This is a genomic window from Nodosilinea sp. LEGE 07298, from assembly GCF_015207265.1.
GTDB lineage: Bacteria > Cyanobacteriota > Cyanobacteriia > Phormidesmidales > Phormidesmidaceae > Nodosilinea.
Map to the genome: position 1 here is coordinate 1 of NZ_JADEXE010000312.1, position 7,567 is coordinate 7,567.

4 protein-coding genes and 1 pseudogene are annotated in these 7,567 nt (G+C 59.8%); all 5 read right to left on the bottom strand.

What is annotated here, in order from left to right; genetic code table 11:
• Positions 1-293: 293 nt before the first annotated feature.
• Positions 294-2,654: a CHASE2 domain-containing protein gene (locus IQ273_RS27745; protein ID WP_194026365.1), complete on the bottom strand. Its 2,361-nt coding sequence runs from the start codon at positions 2,652-2,654 to the stop codon at positions 294-296.
• A gap of 11 nt (positions 2,655-2,665) precedes the next feature.
• Positions 2,666-3,799: a DUF1822 family protein gene (locus IQ273_RS27750; protein ID WP_194026366.1), complete on the bottom strand. Its 1,134-nt coding sequence runs from the start codon at positions 3,797-3,799 to the stop codon at positions 2,666-2,668.
• The gene (locus IQ273_RS27755) at positions 3,783-4,991 is read right to left on the bottom strand and encodes a sigma-70 family RNA polymerase sigma factor (RefSeq protein ID WP_194026367.1); all 1,209 of its coding nucleotides are present in this window, start codon (positions 4,989-4,991) and stop codon (positions 3,783-3,785) included. The genes IQ273_RS27750 and IQ273_RS27755 overlap by 17 nt, the downstream gene beginning before the upstream one ends.
• A 315-nt stretch (positions 4,992-5,306) precedes the next feature.
• A complete protein-coding gene (ggt, locus tag IQ273_RS27760) occupies positions 5,307-7,109 on the bottom strand; it encodes a gamma-glutamyltransferase (RefSeq protein ID WP_194026368.1) in 1,803 nt (600 codons plus the stop codon).
• 354 nt (positions 7,110-7,463) lie between these two features.
• Positions 7,464-7,567, bottom strand: a pseudogene (locus tag IQ273_RS36070) (DDE transposase); the annotation flags it as partial.

Genomic DNA, 7,567 nt, shown 5'->3' on the forward strand with positions numbered 1-7,567 from the left:
GGCCAGGGGGGCCAGGGGCAACCAGAGGGTAGCGGCTAACCCCAGCACGGCGATCGCAAAGGGCAGGGGCGATCGCATCACAGCACTGTTCATGGTCATGCTCCCAAAAACTCATTCTCCAAAGTATGGGGGAAGGGGGCCAGAGATTGTCATTTTTGTAACGTTTTGATCAGGGGTTAATACCGAATCCTGTTTGGCTAACCCCCGCTTGGTAGGGGCATAGCATGCTACGCCCCTACAGGGTTCCTGTTTATGAATCGGGGTTTACCAAATTAGATTTCGCATAACACTGACTAAGGCCCCCCATCGGCTGGTTTCAAAGGGCTATGGCGTTCTGAGGTTTGGGTTAGGGTGGCGGTCAGCAACGCGCTGCTGTTCAGCGCGGCCAGGGTGGGCAACAGCGGCAGCCACCCCCCCATGAGCAGGGTGGCCCAGGCCGCTATCGTCAACCCGCTGGTCAGCAACACACAGGCCAGCGCCAGCCGGGCCGATTGCCAGCGCCGGGCCAGCAGGCTGCCGGCGATCGCCCCCAGGGCAATGCACAGCGCCTCGGCCCACTGGGGCCAGACCCAGATCAACGCTCGACCGTCCTCCACAGCGCTGATCAGCTGGCTGATCATTTGGGCCTGCATGAACACGCCCGCCGTGCGGCTCTGCGCCTGGGCACCGTAGGGGGTCGACCAGTAGTCGCCGCCGCTGGGAGCGGTGACACCGATGAGGACGATGCGATCGCGCAGCCGCTCCAGATTCACCTGCCCACTCAAAAGCTGCTGGAGCGAGATCGTCGCCGCAATCTGCTCCGGATCGGGCAGGGCGCGGTAGTTGAGCAACAGCTGGTTGCCGCCGTTGTCTATCCGCTGCAAGCCGCCGGTGCGCTGGTTGAGTCGGGGAAAAACCACATCGCCAATTTGTAAATTGCCCTGGGCGGTAAAGCGGGGTGATAACCCGGTTTGGGTTAAGTAATGAATGGCCACCAACGCCGCAAACCCGTAGGACGACTGGCAGGGCGACACCGGATCGGGGGTCAGGGTTAGCAACTGCCGCCTGACCAGGCCGTCGGCTTCTTCAATAAAGTCGCTAAAGCCGACCTGGGCAAGGGGCAGTTCTGGCGGCGGGCTAATGCCGACCGAGCCGGCGATCGCATCTCGGCTTTTGCACAGCCCCACCAGGTTAGGCTGCCCCAGCGCTTCGATTAGAGCCAGATCGCGGGCCGAAAAGTCGCGGTACAGGTCAAGGCCAATGAGTCGGGGCTCACCCTCAGCCAAAAGGGTCAGGGCCTGGTGCAATGTCTCATCGGCCACCGACCCGCGCCGGTCAGCAGCCGTTTGGGATTGAATATCGGTTTCATCCACCGTCACCACCACCAGGCGAGGGTCAGGGGTTTCGGCGGGGCGCAACTGCATTAGGGCACCGTAGGCCCACAGCTCAGCCGGTTGCAGAATGCCTGCCCAGCGCAGGGCCAAAATTGCGATCGTGACGGCCAGGCTGCCCAGCCCCACCCAACGCGGGGCCAGCTGTGGCTGAGGCCGCATCATCGGAGTGAGAATCTGCTCGGGCTGACCCGCCAGCTGTGGCCAGGTGGGGGGCACCTCTGCCGGATTTTGCACAATCACCGGCAGCCAGGCCGCACAGACCCCCAGCTCACTCAGCCCGTGGAGCTTTTCGCGGGCTTCGCGCACGGCACTGTAGAGCGGCTGGCCGCTGGCGAACGCAGCCAGAAACCCTTTGAGGAACTGGTGGGCGATCGCATCGGGTACCGGCTCCCGCATCACAATGGTTTGGGGCAGGTGCAGGTCGGCCAGCGCCCAGGCCAGGCCCAGCCCGTCGCAGGAGTTTAAAATGGCCAGCTGCAAGCCGTTGTGAATCGTGCGCCCCAGGGCGTATTTGAGCTGCTCAATGGACAGCGACTCCGTTTGGTTGACCTGGAGGTAGCCCTGGCCCTGACTGGTGCTGTGCCCGGCAAAAAACAAAATGTCCCAGCTAAATTCCCACAGCTGGTGCTGGAGTTCGCCCAGGCTGGGCTGGGCCAAGAGCGTCACCTGAGCCTGGGGCAACTGGCTCAAAATCTGTCGGTCTGTTTCCACATCGATATCGGTGTCGTTGCCCAGCACCGCCAAGACTCTGACCGCTCCGGTGGGGTTGCCCTGGGTCTGCTTCAGGGCGCGGTGATAGTCGGGCAGGCTGAGGGAAAGCTCTGCCTGGGGATAGTCGTCAAACAGCTGCCACAGCCCCCAGGGAAAGCGCAGCACCGATTTGGCGTGGGCCGTGAGCATCACCTGAAGGGCGGCCTGGGCCGAGAGGTGAGTGCGCAGACGGCGCTCGATGGGGGCAAAGGTCGCCGCCATCAACCACTGGTTCAGATCGCTGTGCAGGGCAGTGCAGAGGGTGGCAAACTCCTGATGCGACACATTCGTGACCGCCGCCGTTTCAAACTCAAACGGCGATGCGGCCCGTCGCCAGCGGCTCTGGCTGCCGTAGATGGCCTCGTAAAGCTGCTGCCAGCGCTGATACTGGGTGGCCATCTGGGGCCACGGCGGCAAACTGCCCACAAATTGAATCGGGGGCTGCTGATTTTCCCAAAGCTGGGCCGTGACGCTGGCAAAGCCCGTCTGCCAATCGCCCTGGCCCAGATTGAGCAAAAGGCGCTGTTCCATTGTCTCAGCTCTTAGCTGATGAAATCCTCCTGCACCATAGCATCCCCGAGCTGAACCTTGACCCGAAAAGGCTGGCCCGGCGGACAGCGAAAACCTGGCAGCTGAATGTAATTATCGTGCTCCCCGGCCTGTACCGTTTGCAAATGCTCGGCGGCATCGGGCGAGGCGAGGGCCAGGGTGACACCGCTGGGGAGTAAATCTTCCCCCGAGGGAAATAGCTGGATGCTAATACTGCGACGGTTGCCGTCCACTGTCACCATCCGCACCCCCAGTACCAGATAACAGCCGGGAGGGTTGAGCCAGACCGCCTTCCCCTGACTGATCGCGGTGCCGCTGGTCTCTGCCGAGCGCAACCCCAGCGCCGGAGACTGCGGCAGCAGCTCCCCTAGAGCCTGCCACCCCGGCGCGAATACTTGCCGCAGCCAGCCCCCCAGATCTACGGGCATTATGCCCTGCCGCCGCTGCCAAAGCTGTCGCCGCCAGGCTGCGTTACTGAGTAAGGCTCCCCACAGCTCAAAGGGGATTTCTAGCCTGGGTTCGACCGCTCTGGCGAGGCGCTCAATCAGCCGCTCAGCCTGGGTCGCCGAGAGCGGGGCAAGTTCGGGCAGGGCAACCGGCTGGAGCGGTTCGAGCTGTTGGGCCACCCAAAAGACAGAAAAGTCTTGGATTAGGTCGTCTGCGCTTAGGCTGTAGGTGCGATCGCTCGGCTCATACCTGCCCTGGCCCTTCACCTGGGCGTAGGTGCCATAACCCCACAGCACCAGCCGCTGCTCGTCCACATCCACCTGGGCCGCCACATAGTAATCTGCTGCCCAGCCCGGAATATCAACCCACTCCTGGGGCACCGCCAGCGAGGCGGCATCGATCGCCTCACTCAAGATCACCACCAAGCGGCGATCGCCCAGCACCAGGGCCAGCCCATCCACCCCCTGCCAGAGATCCACCGCATCGGCGGCGGGCCAGAGGGGCATGACTTGATCAACCTCGTCCTGCACCCAGGCGCGCAGCGCCGCCAACCCCAGCCGATGCAGATAGACCCGCCAGCGGGCCGCCGGATCGGCGATCGCCTCGCCCTGCTGCCACAGCGCTAGATCGCGCGGCAGCGCCAGCACGGGCTGCACCGGATTGTCAAACACCAAGCTCATCGAAATCCTCTGCTGTGTTCTGATGTTTTTTTTGATAATGGCGCTGTAACCACTCGTGAATCGCGTCGCTCATACTGGCTAATACGGTGGAATCAAGGTCAATATGCAGGGTTTTCTGGCTCCACCGGGCCACATCGACCAAGAGCCGCTGGCGCACCCGGCTGAGCCGACGCGACACCTGATACTGCTGAATTTGCAGCTGTTGAGCGATGGCAGCTTGGGTTAGATCCTCTCGATAGTAAAGCCGCAGCAGGGTTTGATCGGCGGGGGCGATCGCAGCGATCGCCCCCCCCAGCACGGCCTCCAGTTGCTGCACCCGCCGCTGCTGTTCGGCGTAGGCCTCCTCCGCCAGCAGCCGCTGCATCGGACCATCGCCGTCGCTCAAGGTATCTAACGGTTCTGGACCAGCCTGGTCAAACTGGGGCTGATTGAGCGACACCACCGTCGGTGCTAGGTAGGCACGGGCCGCCTGCACCACCTGCTGCAGACTGGCCATCAGGTCTTCAGCCCTAAGCCGGGCAGGCATTGGGCTGAGCTGAACTCGCTGCCGGTTATAGCGCTCAGCCATCTGGGCGAGCTGGTCGGCAGTCGGCGGCGGTAAAGCCCGCACCGAGCGCTGGGGATCGGGCTGACAAACCGCTTTAAAGCATTGCCATACCAGGATGGCAGACTCTGTCTGGGCCACCCCAGCAGCCAGCAGCGATCGCTGGAGCTGGGTCTGACTGAGGCGACGCAGCAGGCCCCAATCGCTGCAAATATTGGCCTCATGCTGCTGCCGCAGCTGATTGCGAATGACGTTACCAAATGCAGCCTGGGCATAGGCTCTCAGATCGCTGCCGTAGTCAGGTCTGTAGCGCTTGAGAATGCTGGGAGTGTGGGCGATCGCCGTTTGAAACCCATCGGCTAGAGTCCATAGCCCATAGGCAAAGCGCTGCGTGATACGTTGAGTCGCCCAGTAGCAGGGTTCTTGCAGATAGGCGTGGAGATGGGCCTCTGCTTGAGCATGTGCCTGCCAATGTTTGTGCCAATACAGTGCCCAAAACACCTCCGATTGCGACGCCTGGTCTGACTGAGTTAAGTGATCTGCCATTCCTTTTTTCAACCGCCAATCGCTGACCCAGCCATCAAAGCGATCGCCTGAGAACCGTATAAACGTTGAAAAAAGGTCGATCACCGTAGTGCGCAGCTGCATCACCAAAATCGTGAATCTCAATCATGGGTGTAGACAAGTCCTAAAAATATTGACATGAGGATGTTTAGCCGGTAGTCAAAAGATAGTTAGAACTCACGTCTCAAACGGCTTTATTCTCTAATTAAAAGCTCACCCCACTGGCAACGTCTCCGCCCTATCGTTAACCACAATATTCACTGAGTCAAGAGGCCAGCCGAAGGATCAAAACCACTAGTCATAGCGATTGTCACTTAGAACTAGATGGAGCCCTAGAAACGCTACTGCCGGACTTGATTCAGCCAGAGTTTACCGCGCAGAGGGAAGCGGCGTTGGATGCTATGGCCCTTTGGAGCGGTCTTTGACCATTGCCGCCCCACCGCCCCGTCTAGTGGGTTCTGCCGCCGCCAGCAAAGAGCCATCGGGATAAATGACTAACCCAACAGCGGCTCCAATCTCAGGCACCGGAGCCAAGTGATGACCAAGGGCAACTAACTCCTGACCCAAAGTAGTCTGTTCGAGCTGGCTATCTACTTGGGTCGGGCCTGTATTGCGCTGGGAAATGCGCGGGGCGGCGATCGCATCGGGGAGCGACAGGCCAAAGTCAATCAGATTAATGGCAATACCAGCCACAGTCGTAATGATGGTTGGGCCACCAGGGGAACCAAAGGCCAGCATTGTGCCGTTGGGGCTACGGACAATGGTGGGGGCCATACTGCTGCGGGGACGTTTGTATGGCTCGGGCACATTGGGGTGAGGACGGACGGGGTCAAAGTCTGTCAGCTCATTATTGAGGATGAAGCCATAACCCGGAACAACAATGCCAGAGCCGCCAATGGATTCAATCGTGCAGGTATAGGAGACGATATTGCCCCAGCGGTCACTGGTCACCAGGTGGGTGGTGGACAGGCCCGACTGTTCGCCCAGTTGAGCGACTGATGGTAGGCCAGTCAGGCTGGGGCTAGGGTCTCTCTGAAAGGGCAGCGGATCCCCAGGGGGCGCTCTAAAGTCTGGATCGTCGGGTGCGCGATCGCCCACCTTAGCCCGCCTAGTTTGAATAAAGCCCTCGCTCTGTAAGCCAGGGAGGGGCACATCTACAAACTCTGGATCGCCTAGGTAGGCGTTGCGGTCGGCAAAGGCCAGCCGTTCTGCTTCGATGACGGTATGCCAAGCTTTGGCGCGATCGCCCTGGGTCAAATCAAAGCCCTCCAGGAGGCTGAGAATTTCCCCAGTGGTGATGCCGCCGCTGCTGGGCAGGCCCATGCCGTAGAGCGTATAGCCTCGATAGTGAGTGATTGTGGGGGGCCGCACACGCACAGCATAGTGGTCGAGGTCGGCCAGGGTCATGGCTCCTGAGACAACCTGAAAGGGGGCTGTGGCTACGGCAGGGGGCTGTTGGACAGCCTGAACAATCGCCTTAGCAATCTCACCTCGATAGAAGGCATTTATGCCCTGTTCAGCCAAGATGCGGTAGGTTTTAGCCAGGTCAGGATTTTTGAAGCGAGTGCCTACCGTTGGCGGCTGGCCATTGGGGAGATACAGCGCCTGAGTCGAGCTAAAGGCGGCAAAGCGGGCTTGGTTTTGCTCAACCTGCTGAGCAAAGGTGCCATCGACTACAAACCCATCCTCTGCCAAAGCGATAGCGGGTTGCAACGCTGCGGATAGAGAGAGTGTGCCATAGCGATCCAGCGCTTCAGCCCACTCTAGGGGGGTGCCGGGTACTCCGACTGCTACCCCAGAGGAAATGCGGTTCGGGAAGAAGGGCAGCAGTTCTCCAGGGCTGGATGGATCTTGGAAAAGGTCTACAGTGGTGGCTGCTGGGGCTTGCTCTCGCCCGTCCAGGGTAATGACTCGGTCCTGATCGTTGAGATAGATGACCATGAACCCGCCCCCGCCAATGCCCGCAGAGAAAGGATCGGTAACACCTAAGGCCGCAGCAGTGGCGATCGCGGCATCAACAGCATTGCCGCCCCGGCGCAGCACCTCTAAGCCAATTCGGGTAGCATCGGTATCGACAGTGGCGACTGCACCGCCACGTCCCGTAGCGATCGCCAAGCTCTCCTGGGATGGTCCAGCCCTGCTGAGCCAGAAGCATAGGCAAAGGCTCACAGAGATGGCTACTGTAAAAATGCGCCTGATCATAACCAATGTTTTGACTAACTCTCTACAGTGTTGATCGATAAGGCTGTTTAGTGGATTATCTGCGCTAGGCTAAGTTCGCTCTATCGACCAATCAGGCAGATTGGGGGTGGTCTAGTCGCCCTGGTTCGCAGCCCTGCCATATCAGCTAATGGATTGCGTAGCTCTAGACTAATAAATGTGGAGACTACCGCAAGCCATCGATCATACTTCCTAGCACTCACCAGTCGAATAAGCTGGGCCAATTCAAATGTAGGATGGGTTAGCGACAGCGTAACCCATGCGGGCGTTGGGTTTCGTGCCTCAACCCCAACCTACATCGACTTATATTTAAGGCTCAATACGGATTTTGGGGAGCTAGTTCAACAAGGTCTCCAATAGGTTGCCCAGCAGTGCCTTTCCTCGCTTACGGGCATTGTGTACGAACTCAAAGAACCCCAGATAAAGCGGCAGTTTCTCCT

Coding starts and splice junctions, on each gene's coding strand:
- ggt (WP_194026368.1), bottom strand. CDS start 7,109: ATGATCAGGCGCATTTTTACAGTAGCCATCTCTGTGAGCCTTTGCCTA.
- IQ273_RS27745 (WP_194026365.1), bottom strand. CDS start 2,654: ATGGAACAGCGCCTTTTGCTCAATCTGGGCCAGGGCGATTGGCAGACG.
- IQ273_RS27755 (WP_194026367.1), bottom strand. CDS start 4,991: ATGCAGCTGCGCACTACGGTGATCGACCTTTTTTCAACGTTTATACGG.
- IQ273_RS27750 (WP_194026366.1), bottom strand. CDS start 3,799: ATGAGCTTGGTGTTTGACAATCCGGTGCAGCCCGTGCTGGCGCTGCCG.